This window comes from Porphyromonas gulae, assembly GCF_000765945.1.
Lineage (GTDB): Bacteria > Bacteroidota > Bacteroidia > Bacteroidales > Porphyromonadaceae > Porphyromonas > Porphyromonas gulae.
In genome coordinates this window covers 1-20583 of sequence record NZ_JRAT01000008.1, presented here as the reverse complement: position 1 = coordinate 20583, position 20583 = coordinate 1, and the positions used below count along the sequence as shown (strand labels likewise).

The window sequence follows — 20583 nt, the reverse complement described above, 5'->3', positions numbered from 1 at the left end:
ACAGGGGGGGGGAGGGCATAGCGATGTGTGCTTTCTCGGACTTCCGAGTATGGGTTCAGGCACTGTATTGAGCCAGTTGCCCCGGTGTCTCAGGTATTGGTTGTCTTAGGGCGAAAACCCCGATTGCAGGGCATTAAGTCGCCCCGGCTCTTAGCAGTCGGCAGAACCGGCCCCTACCGATCGAAACCTCTCTCCGGAGCACTGCTTGCAGAGTAATGAATAACTCTCTAAAGCCGGCTTTCGGCCGGTTCCCTCTGCACCTGAGCTACAGATAATAATGGACTATACTCGTATTGAATGTCAGTTCGATCTAAGTGCAAATAGGGAACTTGGGGCCGGATCGAACTGACGTTATCGTTCAGGCAATAAGGTTTGCGACATCCTCGTTTGGTTTAGGAATGGCAATATATGCATTATGCTTACCTTTGCTCGTCAAGGAGCCACAACCGCATGGCTGTAGGCTTCGGATGCATTTCCAAAATACACATACGACAAACAAATGAACTTTGTAGAAGAACTGCGTTGGCGGGGTATGATCCACGATATTATGCCCGGTACAGAGGAACACTTGAACAAAGGTATGACGTCGGCATACGTCGGCATTGACCCTACGGCTGATTCGTTGCACATCGGGCACCTCGTGGGTGTGATGATGCTGCGCCATTTCCAGCGTGCCGGCCATCGGCCCATCGCTCTTATAGGTGGTGCTACGGGAATGATAGGGGATCCTTCGATGAAGTCGGCCGAACGAGTTCTCTTGGACGAAGCCACTCTTCGGCACAATCAGGACTGCATCAAGCAGCAACTGGCCAAGTTCCTCGATTTCGATAGCGATGCACCCAATGCCGCGAAGCTCGTGAACAATTACGATTGGATGAAGGACTATTCTTTCCTCGGTTTCATTCGGGACATCGGCAAGCATATTACCGTCAATTATATGATGGCAAAGGATTCTGTGAAGAAACGCCTTAGTGCCGAGAGCAGCACCGGTCTGTCCTTTACGGAATTCTCCTACCAGCTTCTGCAGGGCTACGACTATCTCTATCTATATCGGAATGAGGACTGCCGCTTGCAGATGGGTGGTTCGGACCAGTGGGGTAACATTACCACCGGAACGGAGCTTATCAGACGCAAGGACGGAGGAGAGGCCTTCGCCCTTACTTGTCCGCTTATTACCAAAGCCGACGGTGGTAAGTTTGGAAAAACGGAGAGCGGCAACATCTGGCTGGATCCTGCCAGAACTTCTCCTTATGCCTTCTACCAGTTCTGGCTCAATGTGAGCGATGCCGATGCCGAAAAGTATATCAAAATCTTCACGGGACTGAATCAGGACGAGATAGCAGAACTGGCAAATCGTCAGGCCGAGGCTCCGCATCTACGCCCCTTGCAGAAGAGATTGGCAGAAGAGATCACCGTCATGGTACACAGTCGTGAAGCCTACGATGCTGCTGTCGAAGCCAGCGAGATCCTCTTTGGCAAGAGTACGACAGAGCAATTGCGCAAGCTTGACGAGGCCACTCTCCTCGATGTCTTTGCCGGTGTGCCGCAGTATCATGTGGAGCGCAGCAGGATAGCCACAGGAATTTCATTGGTCGATTTGCTGGCCGATGCTACCGATATATTCCCGTCCAAAGGTGAATTGCGCAAGACGGTGAAAGCCGGCGGAGTGAGCCTGAACAAAGAGAAAGTAGTCGATGCGGAACAAACGGTAGGAGAGGACGACCTCTTGTCCGACCGCTATCTGCTGGCGCAAAAAGGCAAGAAAAGCTATTATCTGATCATCGTGGAGTGAATACCCGGATAGCGCATTCATGAAACTATCCATCGTTATTGTCAATTATCGTGTTCCGTATTTCTTGGAACAGTGCCTTCTCTCCGTGCGAAAGTCTGCCCAAGGGATTGATACGGAGGTATGGGTCGTAGACAATAATTCGGGGGATGGTTCGGTAGAGTATCTTCAATGCCGTTTCCCCGAAGTTCATTTTGTAGCTAACGAGGAGAATGTAGGTTTCTCTCGCGCCAACAATCAGGCTATCCGTCTCAGTAAGGGGCAATACGTACTCTTGCTCAATCCCGATACCCTTATCGGAGAAAGTACACTGCGTACTGTGGTGGACTTTATGGATTCGAAGCCTAATGCAGGCGGACTGGGCGTAAAGATGCTCAATGGTCATGGCCGCTTTTTGCCTGAGAGCAAGCGCGGATTTCCTTCTCCATGGGTGTCCTTCTGTAAGTTGTCCGGGCTTAACCGACTCTTTCCGCATTCGTCTCGTTTCAATCGCTATCACCTCAGTTATCTCAGCCGTGACGAGGTGCACAAAGTAGAGGTGCTGTCCGGTGCTTTTATGCTGATGCGTCGGGAGGCATTGGATAAGGTCGGGTTGCTCGATGAGCGTTTTTTTATGTATGGCGAGGATATCGACCTCTCTTATCGCTTGATATTGGGCGGATACGACAACTATTACTATCCGACTCCTATTCTTCATTACAAAGGAGAGAGTTCGTCGGTCACCGATGTTAAATATCTTCGTTCGTTCTATGGGGCGATGGGTTTGTTTTTCGATAAATACTATAGAAACAAGATGAACCCGCTGCTTCATGGACTGATCAATGTCGTCATCAAAGCGCGTACGGCCCTTGCCTTGATGCTTCGTGGTCTGAGGAAGACTCCGGTGGCAGAGAAGCCTGCCAAAATATTCTATTGGCATCCTTCTGAGGGAGAGGCTGCTATATCTGCCTATCACGACCGCAGCCATATCCTGATCAATACCGATGAGGTGACTTGCGATCGCCTCCTTCTGACCATGGAGAAGTTGGCCGATAGGAAGCACACCTTTCATCTGACGAATGATACTACAAAAAGGGTGATTTCACCTTGACAGATATCCCTCCGAAGAGGGAAATCCCAACTGTTTTGAAAGAAAGAGGTTGTGTGTGATCGTATTCGGATCACCCCATGGCTGTATTTGCCTTTATTCTTTACCTCTTCGGATGCGCTTTTGGCTTTGTGATCAGTCTGACCTTCTCTTAACTTGGAAGGCAATAAAAAGCCTACCTTTGTGTACATTTAGATTAAAAGGAAAAAACAGATAACGACAATTAGAGATATATGTCCATCCTGCAAAAATTGGAGAATAGTGCTGCATCAGCAGTGAAAGCCCTTTACGGAACAGATCCTGTGGAGGGGCAGATTCAATTACAGAAGACCAAGCGCGAATTCAAAGGACACCTGACTTTGGTGGTTTTCCCTTTTGTCAAGATGTCTCGCAAAAGCCCCGAAGCGACTGCCGCGGAAATAGGAGAATGGTTGCTTGCAAACGAGTCGGCAGTATCTGGCATCGAAGTGGTAAAGGGATTTCTCAATCTGACCATTGCTCCGAGGGTGTGGTTGGAGCTGCTGAACGAGATCCGAGCCGACATCGACTTCGGTCATAAGCTCGCGACAGAGGATAGCCCACTGGTAATGGTGGAGTATTCTTCTCCGAATACCAATAAGCCGTTACACCTTGGACACGTACGTAACAACCTATTGGGTTATAGTCTTTCCGAGATCATGAAAGCCAATGGCTATCGTGTGGTCAAGACTAATATCGTAAATGACCGAGGCATTCATATCTGTAAGTCCATGCTCGCTTGGCAAAAGTGGGGAGATGGTGTGACGCCGGAGAAGGCCGGTAAGAAAGGCGATCATCTGATCGGAGACTTCTATGTCCTTTTCGATAAGCACTACAAAGCCGAACTCAATTCCCTTATGGCTGAAGGTAAGAGCAAAGAAGAAGCCGAAGCCGCAAGCACCCTCATGGCTGAAGCTCGTGAGATGCTACGATTGTGGGAGGCAGGAGACGAAAAGGTCGTCGATCTCTGGCGTACTATGAATCAGTGGGTATACGACGGATTCGATGCCACATACAAGATGATGGGTGTAGACTTCGACAAGATATACTATGAATCCGAAACCTATCTCGTCGGCAAGGAAGAAGTGCTGAGGGGTTTGGAGGAAGGCTTGTTTGTCAGACATTCGGATGGTTCTGTGTGGGCGGATCTGACAAAGGATGGCTTGGATGAAAAATTGCTTTTGCGTGCTGATGGTACATCGGTGTACATGACACAGGATATAGGTACGGCCAAGATGCGTTTCAATGACTATCCTATCAACCGTATGATCTATGTAGTCGGCAATGAGCAGAACTACCACTTCCAAGTCCTGTCCATCCTGTTGGATCTTCTTGGCTTTGAGTTTGGCAAAGGGCTGGTACACTTCAGCTACGGTATGGTGGAGTTGCCCGAAGGGAAGATGAAAAGTCGCGAAGGTACAGTCGTTGATGCGGATGATCTGATGGATGAAATGATCAGAACAGCTGCCGAGATAGCTGCCGAAGCCGGCAAGGCGGCAGAAATGGACGAAGAGGAAGCTCGTGAGGTAGCCCGTATCGTAGGCTTGGGATCTCTCAAGTATTTCATCCTCAAAGTAGATCCGCGTAAGAACATGACTTTCAACCCGAAAGAGTCTATTGATTTCAATGGCAATACGGGTTCTTTTGTCCAGTACACTTATGCACGTATTCGTTCGCTGATGCGGCGTGCAGAGGCTGCGGGCTATGACATCCCATCTCAGCTGCCTGCGGACCTTCCCCTGAGCGAGAAGGAGGAGGCTCTGATTCAAAAAGTGAGCGAATATGCTGAGGTTGTCAGTGAAGCCGGTCGCTCTTACAGCCCTGCTCTTATAGCAAACTATATATACGATTTGGTGAAGGAGTACAACCAGTTCTATCACGACTTTTCGGTGCTCAAGGAGGAAGATGAACGTGTCCGTGCATTCCGTCTGGCTCTTTCCGAGGTTGTAGCTCTCACGATGCGGAAAGGTTTCGCTCTCCTCGGCATCGAGATGCCCGAAAGGATGTAAGCAGATGAATGTAGCAGCATTGGTGTCGGGAGGAGTGGACAGCTCCGTAGTCGTTCATCGTCTTTGTGAGGAGGGATATAAGCCTGCTATCTTCTACATCCGGATAGGAATGGAGGATAAGGATGGTTATATAGATTGTCCGGCAGAAGAGGATATAGAACTGACGACACTGATTGCTCGTCGCTATGGGTGCCCCTTTGAGGTAGTCGATCTCCACAAGGAGTATTGGGAGCGTGTGGTCAGCTATACGGTGGAAACTGTTCGCCGGGGATTGACTCCCAATCCCGATATGATGTGCAATAAGCTGATCAAATTCGGCTGTTTCGAAGAGCGTTGGGGTTACCAATTCGATCGAATCGCCACAGGACATTATGCTACGACCGACATCCTGAACGGAAAGACTTATCTGGCTACAGCCAAAGATCCGGTCAAGGACCAAACGGATTTTTTGGCGCAGATTAACTTCGCTCAAATATCCAAACTCATGTTTCCCATTGGCCATCTGTTGAAGTCCGAAGTGCGTGCTATTGCCGATGCTGCCGGATTGCCGAGTGCCAAAAGAAAAGACAGTCAGGGTATTTGTTTTCTTGGAAAGATAGACTACAATGACTTCATAGAACGTTATCTGGGAAAGAAAGAAGGCCGGATAATCGAACTGGAAACAGGGAAAGTAATAGGCCGCCATCAGGGTTACTGGTTCCATACGATAGGGCAGCGCAAAGGATTGGGACTCAGTGGAGGGCCTTGGTTCGTAGTCAAGAAAGATATCAAACGTAATATCATCCTCGTTAGCAGAGGGTACGACCCTGATACCCAATACGGCAAGACGATAGAGATGGAGACCTTCGACTTCATTACCGAGGATGCCTATGATGCAGGGTATTGGGATCGGGAAGATGCTACACCCGTGACGTTCAAGATCCGGCATACACCCGAATTCACACGCGGATTGCTTTATAAGGGCGAAAAAGGCTATCGCCTTGAGAGCGAAGATCGAATCCAGGGTATTGCTCCCGGGCAATATTGTGTGATCTACGATGAAAACCACCATCTCTGCTACGGAAGTGGTATGATCACAAAAGGGAGATAACCAGTTTCCTAATTATTTGGATAGTGTAAACATATAGAAGAATGAAAATTATCAGTTATAATGTCAATGGCCTTCGGGCTGCGATGAAGAAAGATCTGATCGGTTGGCTTCGAGAAGAGAATCCCGATGTGCTGTGCCTGCAGGAAACCAAGATGCAGAATGACCAGTTCGAAAAAGAAGAATTTGAAGCATTGGGCTACCGCTCCTATCTTTTTTCGGCCCAAAAGAAAGGATATAGCGGTGTCGCCATCATCACAAAGCATCAGCCTGATCATATAGAATACGGTATGGGTATGGAAGAATACGATGCGGAAGGTCGTTTTATCCGTGCCGACTTCGGCGATCTTTCTGTCGTGAGCGTTTATCATCCATCCGGGACGAGTGGCGATGAGCGTCAGGCCTTCAAGATGGTATGGCTGGAGCGTTTTCAGTCCTATGTCAATGAACTCCGTAAGAGCCGCCCTAACTTGATTCTGTGTGGCGACTACAATATCTGTCACGAACCTATTGACATTCATGATCCCATCCGTAATGCCAAAAACAGCGGCTTCCTTCCGGAAGAACGCGAATGGATGAGCCGTTTCTTGGCGGACGGATATGTCGATACTTTTCGTCATACCCATCCGGAGTTAGTCCTATACTCTTGGTGGAGCTATCGCTTCCAAGCACGCAGCCGCAATAAGGGCTGGCGCATAGATTACTGTATGGTGACAAACAATCTGACCGACCGAATAAAAGGTGCCGACATATTGAATGAAGCCGTCCACTCGGATCACTGTCCGGTAGTCTTGGAAATAGCTGAATAATCACATCGGAAGCTGTCCGGCTTCTGCCCGTATCGCAGATATTATTTTCCCTAATACAAAACAATCCTTCCCCATGAATATACAGCAGCTCGAATACATAGCCGCATTGGATAAGTTCCGACACTTTGCCAAAGCTGCAGATTACTGCAATGTCTCGCAGCCTACGCTCAGCACCATGATTCTCAAACTGGAGGAAGAACTTGGTGCTAAGCTTTTCGACAGGAGCCGACAGCCGATAGAGCCGACACCGATAGGTGCGCTTGTCATTTCACAAGCCAAGCAAATACTGTACGATCTTAACAGTATCACACGGATAATCGAGGAAGAGCAGCAATCGCTCACCGGCAGACTGAATATAGCCGTTTTGCCAACCATCGCGCCCTATCTCCTGCCTCGCGTCCTCCCGATCTGGAAAAAAGAGCTGGCAGGATTGGAAATACACGTCAGCGAAATGCAGACATCCCGTTGTCTGGCGTCCCTTCTGTCCGGAGAAATAGATATGGCTATTATAGCCTCCAAGACCGAGACCGAAGGGCTTGAAGACGACTTGCTCTATTATGAGGAGTTTCTGGGGTATGTGTCGCGCTGTGAACCACTATTCGAGCAAGACGTAATTCGCACTACCGAGGTCGATCCTCATCGTCTTTGGTTGTTGGACGAAGGCCATTGCTTCAGAGATCAGCTCGTGCGTTTTTGTCAGATGAAGGGCTTGCACGAACGCCAGACTGCATATTCCGGCGGTAGCATGGAAGCATTCATGCGACTGGTGGAGAGCGGTCAGGGAATTACGTTTATTCCACAACTGACCGTGGAGCAATTATCGCCTTCGCAGAAGGAGCTGGTGCGTCCGTTCGGTATGCCTCGTCCGGTCAGGGAAGTACGTCTGGCAGTGCGTCAGGATTATTCTCGCCAGAGACTGCGTGAGCAGTTGATTAGCTTGCTGCGTTCGGCCGTCCCATCGGATATGCACAAGTTGCATACGGGACAGCATTTGGCTTGAACGAATCATATTTCCTATTTTTGTTTCGTTCACTTGGTTAGAAATTGCTCATGTCTCTGAATAAAGTCATTTTAATAGGCCGTACGGGCAAGGATCCCGAGATTCGGTATTTCGACAGCAATTCGGCTGTCGCAAACTTTTCGCTGGCTACTTCCGAGCGAGGCTACAAGCTGGCCAATGGTACTGAAGTGCCGGAGCGAACGGAATGGCACAATGTAGTTGCTTATCGTGAGTTGGCCATTTTTGCCGAGAAGTGGATCAAGAAAGGAAGTCTCCTGTATGTCGAAGGAAAGATCCGCTACCGCACGTATGTGGACAATACAGGAGTTCGCCGCCAAGTGACGGAAATCCTTGCCGAGAAAATCAACTTTTTTGAAAGCGGTTCCTCCAATCGAGACGAGAGCAGAACTTCACAGACATCTTCATCGACTCAAGATACGACGCCCCTTGCGTCTTCTTCATTCGTCCGTGATACGGCGAAAGAAGAAAGTTCGGAACCTCCGTCCGACCTTCCGTTCTAACCCAAATCAGATTTATTTTGGACTTACACCTTATTACTGATTTTTTTGAAGGGATTCGGGTCAATTCCATCGGTGCAGCAGCCATAGTGGCTTTCATTATCGACCTGCTTCTTCTTTGCTGTTCGGCCTTTATGTCCTCGTGTGAGGTCGCTTACTTCTCACTAAAGCCGATCGATCTGCAAAATATCCGCGAACGGAATCACTCTTCCGACATCTCGCTCTCCAATTTATTAGACAATTCGAATCAGCTATTGGCCACCATTCTGATCGGAAATAATGTCATCAACGTAGCTATCGTTATCCTTTCCAATTACGCCATCGAACAGACGTTCGATTTCTCTTCTCCCATCGTCGGTTTCCTTATCCAAACGATACTTCTGACCACGATCCTTTTGCTGTTCGGGGAGATCCTGCCGAAAGTGTATGCACGGAAAAATCCCCTGCAATACTCGCGCTTTTCTGCTGCGGCTATGTCCGTTATCTATAAGGTGTTGTCACCGTTTTCCAAATTGCTGGTCAAGAGTACCGGTATTGTTACCCGGAGTATCAGCAAGAAAAAATACGACATCTCCGTGGACGAACTGTCGAAAGCAGTGGCTCTCACTACCACCGAAGGGGAGCCGGAGGAGAAAGAAATGATCAACGAAATCATCAAATTCTATAACAAGACTGCCAGCGAGATCATGGTCCCGCGTATGGATATTGTGGATGTAGACCTGAGTTGGCCATTTCGTAAGATGCTGGACTTTGTCGTTTCGTCAGGCTACTCCAGGCTTCCTGTATCCGAGGGCTCGGAGGACAATATCAAAGGGGTGATTTACATCAAGGATCTTATTCCCCACATGGAGAAAGACGATGATTTCGATTGGCACCCTCTGATTCGCAAAGCATATTTTGTCCCCGAAAACAAACGTATAGACGACCTGCTCGAAGAGTTCAGAGCCAACAAGGTGCATGTCTCCATCGTAGTGGATGAGTTCGGAGGTACATGCGGACTGATCACGATGGAGGACATATTGGAAGAGATCGTCGGTGAGATTACCGACGAATACGACGAGGAAGAACTCCCCTTCAAGGTGCTGGAGGATGGCAGTTATCTCTTTGAAGGGAAAACCTCTCTCTCTGATGTGCGACACTATCTCGACTTGCCTGAAGACGCTTTCGGCGAATTGGGCGATGAGGTCGATACGCTTAGTGGACTCTTCCTGGAGATCAAGCAGGAGCTGCCCCATGTAGGCGATACGGCGGCATACGAACCATTCCGTTTTCAGGTGACCCAAATGGACAAGCGTCGAATCATCGAAATCAAGATTTTCCCTTTTGAACGCACTTGGGAGACGGAATAGCCCCCCGTCCTCTCCTCTTTCGATTGGATCCTGTCCCGTATGTATTTGTTCCCCATCAATATCCCCGGTGTACTTGTCGGCCGCTTTGAAAAAGGCTCCGATAATAAACGTGAGGATGAAAGGCAAAGGATCTCACTCCTCCTTCGACAGGTTTTTCCCCACGATACTCCGCCAATCGGACATCTGCCAAGTGGTAAGCCGGTACTCGACTCGGCACACAACATCAGTATCAGCCATACGGGTTCTTATGGAGCTATCTATGTGACACCGTCAAGCCTGATACCGGGCATCGACATTGAGATGCTATCGGATCTTGCTCTGCGAGTAGTCCCGCGGTTCGTGAATGAGCGAGAGTACGAATGGCTGATGTCTGTGGATGAGGCGAGACGACGATTGCTTGCGACCATTATATGGAGTGCCAAAGAGACCGCATACAAAATTTTCAATCCCTCCGATGCTTCCCTCAAACGCTTTGATGCAGCACTTCCCCCCGAATTGCCGAGCGAAAACACGCTGTTCCCTTTCGATCTGATCTATTCGGATTCGTGCGGCAGCGATATTCTCATTTCCGTTCAGGCCCTTTGCACTGACGAATTTGTCCTCACCTGTGCATGCCATTGCAGCCGTAGCCGCTAACTTCCTAAGTCGGATTTAGATCTCTCGGCCTCTCCGTCCCCATTTTACAGAAAAGAAAAATCGTGGGCTTCGGCCCCCTTTATCCCTCTTCGTATTCTCGTTCCAAAAAACTCATGCGTATGGGGTGTAAAAATGTGGTCTGAGATTTTTTTCGCTCCGGTTCGGGAACGAAAAAATTCTCGAACCAAAACGAAATTTTTTACGCGCGTGTTTTCAGCGATTCTTGAACCGCAATTCTCCATTTTGTGGTTCGTCTTTTTCTGATGAAGCGGCCAGCTGAAATTTCTTATTGGTCAGCTTCGGAACCGGATCGACGGTAGGATTGATTGCGCGGATGGTAGGTCTCGATTTCATGTCGGAGCGTTTCTCTGTCGATATGGGTATAGATCTCCGTCGTGGCAATGCTCTCATGGCCAAGCATGAGCTGAATGGCCTGTAGATTAGCCCCCCCCTCGAGCAGATGGGTGGCAAAGCTGTGGCGGAATGTATGGGGGCTGATACTCTTCGTTATGCCGGCTTCTTCTGCCAGCTTCTTGATCATGACGAAAACCATGATGCGGGAGATGGCTTTGCCACGATTGCTCAGAAACACGTACTCCTCCTGTCCACGAACAGGGGTCGGGCGTTCGGGATCGGACAGATACCGCTTCAGCTCGGTGATAGCAGCCTCGCTCATGGGTACGAGACGCTGTTTGCGTCCCTTGCCATCGATACGCAAGAACGATTCGTTGAGGAAGAGGTTGCCGAATTTCAAAGAAGTCAGTTCGCTGACACGCAGGCCACAACTATAGAGTATTTCCAGAATGGCGCGATTGCGCCGGGCGAACTGAGCCGCCGGATCGATCGCTCCGATCAATCGATCGATTTCTTCGATGGTCAATACCGTAGGCAGATGGACACCGATGCGAGGGCCTTCGAGCAACTCGGTTGGATCCGATTCGATATACTCTTCCAAAACGAGGAAGCGGAAGAAACTCTTGACACCGCTGATGATACGCGCTATCGAACGTGCACTGATGCCGAGGTCATACAATTCGGCTACGAAATGTTGAAGATTTTCATACGAAACCTCTCGAAAAGAGATGCCCTCAGCCGTGAGATAAGAGTCTAACTTGCTCAAATCCTTTAGGTAAGCATCTACGCTGTTGGGTGTCAGGTGAAGTTCCAGACTGAGGTAGGACTTGTAACGCTTGGAAAGGCTATCTTCTATCATTGTCAAATATCTATACCTTTGTAGAGGTCGTGTGCAGACCTATGCACACGCCGAAAGGAGAGTCTGTGCCATAAGCCGTTTTTTATGGCTCTGCCTCCCAAAGATAAACAATCGTTATGAAGCTTATACACATTATCAATGGTCCCAATCTGGCGTCGCTGGGCAAGCGAGAACCGGAAATCTACGGCCCTCGTCCGTTCGATGCTTATCTCGAAGATCTGCGAGGTCTTTATCCCGATGCTACCATCTCTTACTATCAGAGCAACCATGAGGGTGAACTGATCGATGCCCTTTACCGCGCCGAGCAAAGCGGTGCCATGGGTGTAGTGCTCAATGCCGGTGGTTATACGCATACGTCCGTCGCCTTGCTGGATGCCATCCGAGCCATCGGCATTCCGGTAGTGGAGGTGCATATCAGTTCCATCTTTGCACGCGAGGAGTACCGCCGGCAGTCGATGATAGCACCGGCTTGTCGGGGAATCATATCAGGTTTTGGGTTGGAGAGCTACCGGTTGGCAGTAGATTTTTTGGTGAAAGAATAAACAATAGCTCTATGTTGGAAAAATTAGTTAGAAATCGAAAAATTGCGAAAAGTAAAAATTGTAGAGTCAAATATGGGAATCCGAAAGATTTTAAGACTTTACAAGTCCGCATTACTCATGAAGACACTGTCTACACGTGTGAAATAGATTCAGAAAAACTTTCAGTGGAAAAAGACTCGATACATTTCTATCCCAAGGTAATATCCGGAGAGTTGTTTATCCGGTGGGATCAAGAAACAGAAGAAAACATTAAGCTGATTTCTAAAGACTAATAAAATCAAACGCTGTATATAGTATTGTAACAGATGAAACAAACAAAAATAGTCGCCACCATTTCCGACCTTCGCTGTGATGTGGACTTTATCCGCTCCCTTTACGAAGCAGGCATCAACGTAGTCCGACTCAATTCGGCTCACATGAACGAGGAGGGTTTCGATCGTGTGATCGGCAATGTCCGTGCCGTTTCTCCTCACTTGGCGGTACTGATGGATACGAAAGGTCCGGAAGTACGCACGACCGTTTGTGACGAACCGATCGAATTTCATGCAGGCGACCGTATCCTGATCAAGCCTGATCCGGAGCAAAAAACGACACACGACTGTATATGCGTTTCCTACCCGCTCTTCGTACAAGATGTGGAGGTGGGCAGCCGCATATTGGTGGACGATGGCGATCTGGAAATCGAAGTGGTGGCCAAGAGTGCCGATGCTTTGGCCTGTGTATTGCTGAATGATGGCACACTCGGCAGCCGTAAGAGTGTAAACGTACCCGGCGTCCGGATTAATCTGCCTTCGCTGACGGAAAAAGACAAGCAAAATATTCTGTACTCCATCCGCAAGGGGGTCGATTTCATCGCTCACTCCTTCGTCCGCAACAAACAGGACGTTCTGGACATTCAGCACATACTCGACAAGGAGGGAAGTGATATTAAGATTATTGCCAAGATAGAAAACCAGGAGGGGGTGGACAACATAGACGAAATCCTCGATGTGGCCTATGGTGTGATGATTGCACGTGGAGACCTCGGTATCGAAGTTCCCCAAGAGAAAATACCGGCCATCCAGCGCATGCTGATTCGCAAGTGTGTGGAGCGGAAATCTCCCGTGATCGTGGCTACACAGATGCTCCACTCGATGATCAAGAATCCTCGCCCTACACGAGCGGAAGTGACCGACGTAGCCAATGCGATCTACTACCGTACAGATGCCGTGATGCTCAGCGGCGAGACGGCTTACGGCAAATATCCGTTGGAAGCCGTGCGCACGATGAGTCGCATAATCGAAGAAGCGGAGAAAAACAAAATCGCAGCCAATGATATTCGTGTATCATACAATGCCGATGATGTTACCACTACGGCCTTTTTGGCCAAGCAGGCGGTGAAGAGTATTGCCAAGCTGGGAGTCAAAGCCATCATTACGGACTCCTTTACGGGCAGGACGGCTCGCTATCTGGCTGCATTCCGTGGGCGCGTTCCTGTCTACGCCATCTGCTACGAGGAGAAAATTATTCGCCAGTTGGCTCTTTCTTACGGGGTCATTACCGCCTACGAATCGGCGACAGAAGAGCATCAGGAAGGACTCCGCGCGGCCCTGCTCCATCTCATAGACGGTCACTGCCTGATGCCGGAGGATATGGTGGCTTATATGCGCGGGCTGCGTGGGAAGGAAGGTTCTACGACTGCTCTGGAAATAGATCTGGTCAAGTATCTGATCTCGCGCGAACGCTAAGGGTATGACCATCGACGAATATATTGCGGCACATACATCGGCCGAACCGCCCCTCCTGCAAAAATTGGATCGGGATGCTCATCTGCACCTGATGCGTCCACGGATGCTCTCCGGACACCTGCAGGGACGTTTCCTGTCGATGATCTCTCATCTGATGAGGCCACGCCGGATTTTGGAGATCGGCACCTATACCGGCTATGCCTCTCTCTGCTTGGCTGAGGGATTGGCTCCGGACGGATTGCTCCACACGCTGGAGCGCGACGACGAGATGGAGGACTTCATCCGCCGCTATCTGGAGGCATCGGATTTGGGCGCGAAGATCGAATTGCACATCGGTGAGGCCTTGGATCTGCTACCGGACTTGGTCAAGAATGAATGCTTCGATCTGATTTATATGGATGCAGACAAGAGACAATACACCCTTTACTATGAAATGATCATAGACCACCTGCCTGCCGGAGCACTCATCTTGGCCGATAATACGCTTTGGGACGGTAAGGTGGTGGCCGAACCTCTTCCGACCGATAGCCAAACACAGGGTATCCTTCGCTTCAACGAAATGGTCATGCAGGATGAGCGGGTGGAGAACTTGATCGTTCCGATGCGCGACGGGCTGAGCATGATTCGTGTGCGATGAACAATAAGACGAACTCCTTGTTTTAGGAATAAAGATATGATTACAATGAGTCTAAAAATATTTCTAACAGCATTATCAGTTATGGCAACAGTAACATTACAAGGCAAAATCAACATCAATACGAACGGACAGCTCCCGGGCGTAGGTTCAGTAGCTCCCGACTTCAAAGCCGTGAAGGCTGACCTGAGCGAAGTATCGCTCTCGGAATTCAAAGGAAAAAGAGTGGTAATCAACATATTCCCCAGTATAGATACAGGTGTCTGTGCAGCCAGCGTACGCCGTTTCAATCAGGAAGCATCTTCTTTGGACAATACGGTAGTACTCTGCCTCTCCAAGGACCTGCCTTTTGCACAGGCTCGCTTCTGTGGTGCCGAAGGTCTGGACAAGGTTATTACCGTTTCAGCTTTCCGCTGCGACTGCTTCGAGAAGGGTTATGGTTTGCTGATGACCGATGGCCCTCTGAAAGGTCTCTTGGCTCGTGCCGTCGTTGTGGTGGACGAAAACGGCAAGATCATTTACGAAGAGCTTGTTCCCGAGATCACCCAAGAGCCGAATTATGAAGCTGCTATCGCTGCACTGAAGTAATTCCGCTCAAATACCAAATATATTGTCGGGGCTGTGTCCAATCTCATTGGCGCAGCCCCGATTCCATTTTCAGTATCTACCGAACAAACAAACGTTTCGATGCTCCTCTCTCTCTTTTATCACAAAAGAAAAAAGCCGGAGGAATGGCTGTAAATTGTGAAGAGGGAGGTCGGAGGAAACCTGAAATCAATGGGCCGGAAAGCCCTTAGTATTCGGTCTTATCCGTTTTTTCTGTCCAAAGACGAAAAGAATGGAGAGCTTCATCCCGCAGCATCGGGATGATCGGAGTGGAGCGGCTATCCAAAGGACGAGCCAACTCTTGATAGATAAAATTGTCATCGAATCCTATATCGGCAGCATCCTGCCGACCGTTACCATAGAAAATCCGATCTATGCGTGCCCAATAGATGGCTCCGAGGCACATCGGACACGGCTCGCATGAGGTATAAATGGTACATCCCGAAAGATCGAAAGTGCCGAGCCGCTTACAAGCCATACGAATGCAATTCACTTCTGCATGCGCCGTGGGGTCGTTGTCGAGGGTCACACGATTGCTCGTTGCCGCAATGATTTCTCCATCTTTTACTATCACAGCACCAAAAGGACCACCGCCATTGGCAACGCTTTCGTCTGCCAATCGGATCGCTTCGCGCATCATCTCCTTATCTTGTTCCGTATGATTCATTGCATTGCGCATGTTTGATTGTTTGCTTCCGGCTGGTTGTTGGCTTATGCTTCGGGAGTAGATATGGTTTCGTTCAGATCTATTGACGTAGGAGTGAGCCTGATCAAACGGCGACGATAGAGCGTTCCGACAGCCATTTTGAACGTTTTCTTACTCATACCGGTATGTTTCAGAATTTCTTCGGGCGAACTCTTATCTCCAATGGGAAGCCGACCACCTCTTCTTCGGAGCATGTGTAGCAGTCGTTCGCTCTCGGAGTCGATACGGCCATAGCCTATCGGTTTGAGCGAGAGGTCGATTTTACCATCGTCGCGGAGGCGAATTACGTAAGCCTTCAGCTGTGCTCCGATCGCCAGAGGCATCGGCAACGTATCGGAATAGATCATCCCCCAGTGGGTATGATCCACGATCATGCGATAACCCGGATCGATTCGTTCGTAAACCAGTGCTGACACATCGTCCCCGGGGGAGTAGGATGGGGGAATGTTGCCTAGATGTTTGGACAACTTCGCCGAGCCGACGATCTTGCCACTCACATGATCGATATAAGCATAGACGAAATAGCGTCCGCCTTCACGAATGAGCTGCATCTGTTCTCGAAAAGGAACGAAGAGATCCTTGTGTATGCCCCATTCCATATACGCCCCACTATCCGTGACAGAGACGGCACGCAGCAGAGCCACCTGTCCCACTTCGACAAGCGGTCGCATGGTGGTGGCTATGAGTCTGCCTTCATTGTCATGATAGACGAACACCTCCACTTCCACTCCAGGTGCGGCATTCGCCGGGAGATAGCGATTGGGCAACAAAATATCCGTATCGCCTCCATCGAGATATGCCCCGATGGATACGATACGGTCGATGGTCAGACGGCCTATGCGTCCGAGCCGGTATTTGCTTCGCTTCATCCGCAGGGATTACTCAAGCGTAACTGACGATTCGTCGCGCAGGACGGGTTGCACCAAAATGGATTCGGGCATACCATCGCGCTGCACCTGAAAGACGCACGAAGTAATCTGCTGGTCGTTCACGTACGAACGGAAGAAGAAGAGATAGGCAAAAGCCGGCTTGTATTTGGGCTGTGCCATTATGCGTGCAATCTTCTCGTAGTTCTTGGGTGACCAATAACGACATCCGGCCAAACCATTGGCATCGGTGAAGATGTCCTCCTCGGTACGGTACTTCATGGTCTTTTTGATAAACTCTTTATAAGCAGCGGAATACTCCTCGGATCCGGACAAAGCAGGAATACCGTTGATGCTGATGATACGGTCTCCGGCTTTCAGCCCTGCCTTCGCTGCTGGAGAGTCGGGATCGACTGCTGCCACGAGCGAAAGATCATTGGCCTGATAGTACAGCCCCGTATAGAAGTAACGCTGACTCCGCAGACGGAACGTCGGGTTCTCACGATAGCGAATAAACGGGAACTCCATCATCATCAAAGGCACGTTGTATCGCGCATATTCCGCCAACCCCAAAGGTGAGGAAAGGAAATCATTCGACTCGCATTGCCAGAAGACTTGGAGGTTGTTCCTGGCGTTGATCAGCCGTACACCGAGCTGGATTACATAAGGAGCATTGATCTCCTGTGTGCCGGCCGGCATAATGGGGATCGATATCATCTTCTTGTCACGCGGAGAATACTGCCAAGAATTATGAGGAGCGGAACTATTGAATGAGGTAAAGAGCTTGTTGTTGTCGAACAGATAATAACAATCGACGATTACATCGGGATTGTTTAGCGTCTCCTTCATTCCCATGGCACTCAGATATTTGCCCACTTCTTTGTAGACAGCTATATCGATCTCCTCGTTGTCGGGCGAAGAAGCTGCGAAAGAGTATGTACGCAGATTGGTAAAGTCCGCTTTGGTCGATGTCTTGACTTTGTATGGACGCACGATGCGGCGATCGCTGGCATCCTGCAAGCTATAGAAGCTGAAAGAGCGTGCCAACTGACGTTCGGACAGAATATACCGAGACTGGCAGTCACGTCCTAAGGTGATTTGCTTGGTCCCCGACAGATCGGAGACCTCCAGTCGGGTCGTATTTCCACTGATCAGGAGCTTCTGAAAATCCACTTCGTCCAGCGAAGCAGTAGCCTTTCCGGCCACTTTCTCAATGACATCGCCGGGTTTGAGTCCCGCCACATCGGCAGCACTGCCCGGCTCTACCGTGATGATAACAGGCCTATTGGCACCCCAATGCTCGTTATAGCTGATTTGGTACTGCATACCGATGCGACAGACCTGATCGCTCCCCGTTGCGGACTGAGCCAAGGTCGCTGTTACTGAAAGCAATGCAGCGATTGCTACAGCAAATAAACGATTCATCTTCATTTCTGCTGATATTTTATTATTGGATTTATACCGGTCATAATTTGTTTTTACAGAGGTCAAATATAGTCAAAAGCACCTGATCGGTGGCCTGAGCGATGACCTCTTCACGAGTACCGCTAAGATGCAGGCAGTGTGCGAAAGTATCCTCACCGATGGCAAGCCCGATCCAAACTGTGCCGACCGGTACCCGATCCGAACCGCCCGAAGGTCCGGCTATTCCCGTAGTCGCAATTCCTATATCGGCATCAAGCAGACGACAAACTCCTACAGCCATACTGCGTGCCACAGGCTCGCTGACCACTGTATGGCATTCAATATCGGCTTGGGACACTTGCAAAAGGCGTATTTTGATGTCGTTCTGATATGCCACGACCGAACCCCTGAAAAAAACCGAGGCTCCCGGGCAATGAGTTAGAGCCGAAGCAATAGCTCCTCCGGTACAACTCTCGGCAGTAGCCAATGTAAGACCTCGCTCTGTCAAGAGCTTCGCCAGTTCGGAAATAACGGGACTATCCATCAGATCGTGATGCGCGAGAATGGGACGGCATCGATGGGGCAGAAATCGCCCTGCAAGTACTTATAGTATCCGGAAATGGCTACCATGGCAGCATTGTCCGTCGTATAGGCGAATTTGGGGATGAATACAGTCCAGCCATAACGTCGGGCATGATCGTGAAAAGCATCGCGCAGTCCGGTATTGGCTGATACACCACCGGCCAAGGCCACTTGTTTGATGCCATGATCTTTGGCCGCTTGGCGAAGTTTCTTCGTCAAGATGTCTATGACCGTGTGCTGAAGAGAGGCACACAGATCGGCCTTGTTCTTTTCGACGAAGTCGGGATCTTCGGCCAATTTGTCGCGCAGAGTATAGAGGAAAGATGTCTTGAGTCCGCTGAAGCTGTAGTCGTAACCGGACACATGAGGACGGGCAAAGCGGAATGCATCGGGTTTGCCCTCGGAGGCCAACTTATTAACGATGGGGCCTCCGGGGTAACCCAGCCCCATCACCTTGGCACATTTGTCGAAAGCCTCTCCGGCTGCATCGTCGATCGTCTGTCCTATTACCTCCATGTCATAAGGAGAGCGAACCAGAATAATCTGGGAGTTGCCCCCCGAAACCAACAAGCACAGGAATGGGAAAGAGGGATGCTGCGACTCCTCACCCGGCTCACGAAGAAAGTTGGCCAGGACATGGGCATGAAGATGATTGACTTCCAGCATCGGAATACCCAAGGAAAGAGACAATCCCTTGGCAAAGCTGGTGCCTACAAGGAGCGATCCCAGCAAACCCGGGCCACGGGTGAAAGCGATGGCATCAATTTCTTCTTTGCGAATGCCGGCACGTTTGATAGCCTCGCTCACCACCGGGACAATGTTCTGCTGATGCGCACGCGATGCCAGTTCGGGCACCACTCCCCCATAGGCATTGTGTACGGCCTGTCCTGCGATCACGTTGCTAAGCATCGTTTCGTTCCTGACCACGGCTGCTGAGGTGTCGTCACAGGAGCTTTCGATCCCCAATATGATAATGTCTTTCTTCATTGCTGTCTTTTGTCTTTTTTCTATCTGCAAAAGAACGAATAAAACCTTGTTTGAGCCAATTCTTCCTCCGAGTGTTGCTGTTTTTTCAATTAGTGACAAGGTACTGCCATGAGAAAACAAAGAGATAGAGGGATCCGAACCTTAGGAGTTACCTCTTTTAGAGGAAAATCCGACTGCTTCTAAGTTGAGTATAGACTGCCTGCAAAACGACTAAGGCTGTGTCATAAAGGGGATAATCCTTTGACACAGCCTTAGTATGGGAACTGCTATTCGTTCTGCGTGTAGCCCATAGGGGAATCGAACCCCTCTTTCAAGAATGAAAATCTTGCGTCCTAACCGATAGACGAATGGGCCAAACCGAGCCTGACACTCCTCTCCGCTTCGCAGACAAGTACGAGCGAGGGGGGAGAGTCTTCCCTTACGCTAATGTATTCATGCGGCGAGCGAGCTTTGACTTCAGATTGGCGGCTTTATTCTTGTGAATAATATTCTTGCCGGCCAAGCGATCAAGCATCGATGCCAATACGGGGTATTTCTTTTCAGCTTCAGTACGGTCCGTCAGTGCACGGAACGCTTTCACAGCATTACGAGCCGTACGGGCATAGTAACGATTGTGCAGTCTGCGCGCGTTTGTCTGACGAATTCGCTTTTCTGATGAAATATGATTTGCCATATCCTTCTCTTGTGATAATTTTAATTCTGTAGCCCATAGGGGAATCGAACCCCTCTTTCAAGAATGAAAATCTTGCGTCCTAACCGATAGACGAATGGGCCTCCGGATGATCTTAGCAAAGGACAAAAATCCGTTTTGCGTTTGCAAAGGTAGTATTAAATCTGAAATTGCCAAACGATTTTACTTCTGCACCATGTAAGTTTCTGCACTTTTGACTCTTCTTTTTCCATTGTCTCCTCCAAAAGTGACGTGTACTGAAAAAAGTTGACAGTTGGGCGGGATAGTTCTACAATTGGTTTACCGGTTCTTTCTATAATTCTACTTTAGGTTGACAGCCCTTA

At 49.5% G+C, this 20583-nt stretch carries 22 protein-coding genes and 2 tRNA genes; 14 read left to right on the top strand and 10 right to left on the bottom strand.

Features of this window, described 5'->3' with window-relative positions; all coding sequences use genetic code 11:
* Nucleotides 1-499: 499 nt before the first annotated feature.
* From tyrS to HQ49_RS02300, 9 genes are all read left to right on the top strand, one after another.
* Nucleotides 500-1792, top strand: coding sequence for a tyrosine--tRNA ligase (tyrS, locus tag HQ49_RS02340; protein WP_039418236.1), 1293 nt, complete (start codon nt 500-502; stop codon nt 1790-1792).
* 19 nt (nt 1793-1811) lie between these two features.
* A complete protein-coding gene (locus HQ49_RS02335) occupies nt 1812-2879 on the top strand; it encodes a glycosyltransferase family 2 protein (protein WP_039418235.1) in 1068 nt (355 codons plus the stop codon).
* 230 nt (nt 2880-3109) lie between these two features.
* Nucleotides 3110-4903 (top strand): arginine--tRNA ligase, encoded by a 1794-nt coding sequence (gene argS, locus HQ49_RS02330; protein ID WP_039418233.1) that lies wholly within the window; start codon nt 3110-3112, stop codon nt 4901-4903.
* Nucleotides 4904-4907: 4 nt separating this feature from the next.
* Nucleotides 4908-5993: a tRNA 2-thiouridine(34) synthase MnmA gene (gene mnmA, locus HQ49_RS02325; protein ID WP_039418232.1), complete on the top strand. Its 1086-nt coding sequence runs from the start codon at nt 4908-4910 to the stop codon at nt 5991-5993.
* Nucleotides 5994-6034: 41 nt separating this feature from the next.
* On the top strand, nt 6035-6799 hold the full coding sequence (locus HQ49_RS02320; protein ID WP_018964804.1) for an exodeoxyribonuclease III: 765 nt from the start codon (nt 6035-6037) through the stop codon (nt 6797-6799).
* Nucleotides 6800-6872: 73 nt separating this feature from the next.
* Entirely contained in the window at nt 6873-7799 is a 927-nt protein-coding gene (locus HQ49_RS02315; protein ID WP_039418230.1) for a hydrogen peroxide-inducible genes activator, read from the top strand.
* Between the two features lie 50 nt (nt 7800-7849).
* A complete protein-coding gene (locus HQ49_RS02310; RefSeq protein ID WP_018964806.1) occupies nt 7850-8320 on the top strand; it encodes a single-stranded DNA-binding protein in 471 nt (156 codons plus the stop codon).
* A 17-nt stretch (nt 8321-8337) separates the two neighbouring features.
* Nucleotides 8338-9666, top strand: coding sequence for a gliding motility-associated protein GldE (gene gldE / locus HQ49_RS02305; protein WP_039418228.1), 1329 nt, complete (start codon nt 8338-8340; stop codon nt 9664-9666).
* A 39-nt stretch (nt 9667-9705) separates the two neighbouring features.
* Nucleotides 9706-10302, top strand: coding sequence for a 4'-phosphopantetheinyl transferase family protein (locus HQ49_RS02300; protein WP_039418227.1), 597 nt, complete (start codon nt 9706-9708; stop codon nt 10300-10302).
* Between the two features lie 44 nt (nt 10303-10346).
* Here the strand turns inward: HQ49_RS02300 and HQ49_RS10560 are convergent, their stop codons facing one another.
* Nucleotides 10347-10490, bottom strand: a complete 144-nt coding sequence (locus HQ49_RS10560; RefSeq protein WP_278845349.1) for a DUF1661 domain-containing protein — start codon at nt 10488-10490, stop codon at nt 10347-10349.
* Between HQ49_RS10560 and HQ49_RS12500 the strand changes: the two genes are divergently transcribed.
* Entirely contained in the window at nt 10435-10566 is a 132-nt protein-coding gene (locus HQ49_RS12500; RefSeq protein ID WP_394331880.1) for a DUF1661 domain-containing protein, read from the top strand. The genes HQ49_RS10560 and HQ49_RS12500 overlap by 56 nt on opposite strands.
* Nucleotides 10567-10588: 22 nt before the next feature.
* Here the strand turns inward: HQ49_RS12500 and HQ49_RS02295 are convergent, their stop codons facing one another.
* Nucleotides 10589-11515 carry a site-specific tyrosine recombinase gene (locus HQ49_RS02295; protein WP_039418226.1) on the bottom strand — a complete coding sequence of 309 codons (927 nt, stop codon included), beginning with the start codon at nt 11513-11515 and terminating at the stop codon, nt 10589-10591.
* Nucleotides 11516-11631: 116 nt separating this feature from the next.
* Between HQ49_RS02295 and HQ49_RS02290 the strand changes: the two genes are divergently transcribed.
* From HQ49_RS02290 to tpx, 4 genes are all read left to right on the top strand, one after another.
* Nucleotides 11632-12057: a type II 3-dehydroquinate dehydratase gene (locus HQ49_RS02290; RefSeq protein ID WP_039418225.1), complete on the top strand. Its 426-nt coding sequence runs from the start codon at nt 11632-11634 to the stop codon at nt 12055-12057.
* 305 nt (nt 12058-12362) lie between these two features.
* Nucleotides 12363-13784, top strand: coding sequence for a pyruvate kinase (gene pyk / locus HQ49_RS02280; protein ID WP_039418224.1), 1422 nt, complete (start codon nt 12363-12365; stop codon nt 13782-13784).
* A 4-nt stretch (nt 13785-13788) separates the two neighbouring features.
* Nucleotides 13789-14421 (top strand): O-methyltransferase, encoded by a 633-nt coding sequence (locus HQ49_RS02275; protein WP_039418223.1) that lies wholly within the window; start codon nt 13789-13791, stop codon nt 14419-14421.
* 81 nt (nt 14422-14502) lie between these two features.
* The gene (gene tpx, locus HQ49_RS02270; RefSeq protein WP_018964814.1) at nt 14503-15006 is read left to right on the top strand and encodes a thiol peroxidase; all 504 of its coding nucleotides are present in this window, start codon (nt 14503-14505) and stop codon (nt 15004-15006) included.
* Between the two features lie 205 nt (nt 15007-15211).
* Here the strand turns inward: tpx and HQ49_RS02265 are convergent, their stop codons facing one another.
* The 8 genes from HQ49_RS02265 to HQ49_RS02230 form a co-directional block, all read right to left on the bottom strand.
* The gene (locus HQ49_RS02265) at nt 15212-15703 is read right to left on the bottom strand and encodes a nucleoside deaminase (protein ID WP_039418221.1); all 492 of its coding nucleotides are present in this window, start codon (nt 15701-15703) and stop codon (nt 15212-15214) included.
* A 32-nt stretch (nt 15704-15735) separates the two neighbouring features.
* Nucleotides 15736-16599 (bottom strand): CvfB family protein, encoded by an 864-nt coding sequence (locus tag HQ49_RS02260; protein ID WP_039418220.1) that lies wholly within the window; start codon nt 16597-16599, stop codon nt 15736-15738.
* A gap of 9 nt (nt 16600-16608) precedes the next feature.
* Nucleotides 16609-18021, bottom strand: coding sequence for a PDZ domain-containing protein (locus HQ49_RS02255; protein WP_235290036.1), 1413 nt, complete (start codon nt 18019-18021; stop codon nt 16609-16611).
* 40 nt (nt 18022-18061) lie between these two features.
* Nucleotides 18062-18544 (bottom strand): CinA family protein, encoded by a 483-nt coding sequence (locus HQ49_RS02250; protein ID WP_039418216.1) that lies wholly within the window; start codon nt 18542-18544, stop codon nt 18062-18064.
* Complete coding sequence (tsaD, locus tag HQ49_RS02245; RefSeq protein ID WP_018964819.1) at nt 18544-19569, bottom strand: tRNA (adenosine(37)-N6)-threonylcarbamoyltransferase complex transferase subunit TsaD; 1026 nt, start codon at nt 19567-19569, stop codon at nt 18544-18546. The genes HQ49_RS02250 and tsaD overlap by 1 nt, the downstream gene beginning before the upstream one ends.
* A 282-nt stretch (nt 19570-19851) precedes the next feature.
* A tRNA-Glu gene (locus HQ49_RS02240) sits at nt 19852-19923 on the bottom strand.
* A gap of 64 nt (nt 19924-19987) precedes the next feature.
* The gene (gene rpsT, locus HQ49_RS02235; protein WP_026292148.1) at nt 19988-20242 is read right to left on the bottom strand and encodes a 30S ribosomal protein S20; all 255 of its coding nucleotides are present in this window, start codon (nt 20240-20242) and stop codon (nt 19988-19990) included.
* Between the two features lie 29 nt (nt 20243-20271).
* Nucleotides 20272-20343, bottom strand: a tRNA-Glu gene (locus HQ49_RS02230).
* Nucleotides 20344-20583: the final 240 nt, after the last annotated feature.